Below are 383 nucleotides of genomic sequence, written 5' to 3'. Positions count from 1 at the left end.
CCGATATGGGTCTTAAGTTTAGATTCACTGACAGCATTTTCAGCGATGCCGATACTAGTAGCGAAAGACTTTTTGCTAGTTTCCTGAATGGTAGCGGGGTAGAACTTACCGTCGCCATTAAAAAGCCTAAGCTGGTCACCAGCTTTCATTCTAAGCACTTTTAAAAGGTGCTGCGCTGCTTGGCCCTCGATTACGGTATTTGAGGATGCTTCGAGAGGCTGATCAACATAAATATTCGGAATGCGCATCGTGCGTTTTACCAGCTCAGTGATTAAGTAAAGAGAGTTTCCTTATTTAAAAGGCAGCCTATTATGAATAATGATGATATGTACGTCTATCGGACTTCGTGTAAATAATTCGTAAAAGCGCTGTTTGTTTACTTA

At 41.3% G+C, this 383-nt stretch carries 1 protein-coding gene; it reads right to left on the bottom strand.

Features of this window, described 5'->3' with window-relative positions; genetic code table 11:
* The coding region (locus tag A3761_RS01425; RefSeq protein WP_156491488.1) for an RsmE family RNA methyltransferase at positions 1-248 on the bottom strand (248 nt) is incomplete at its 3' end.
* Positions 249-383 lie beyond the last annotated feature (135 nt).

This window comes from Oleiphilus sp. HI0123 (assembly GCF_001635315.1).
Note: the sequence above shows the minus strand (reverse complement) of the source record. Positions and strands in the feature narration are given on the sequence as shown.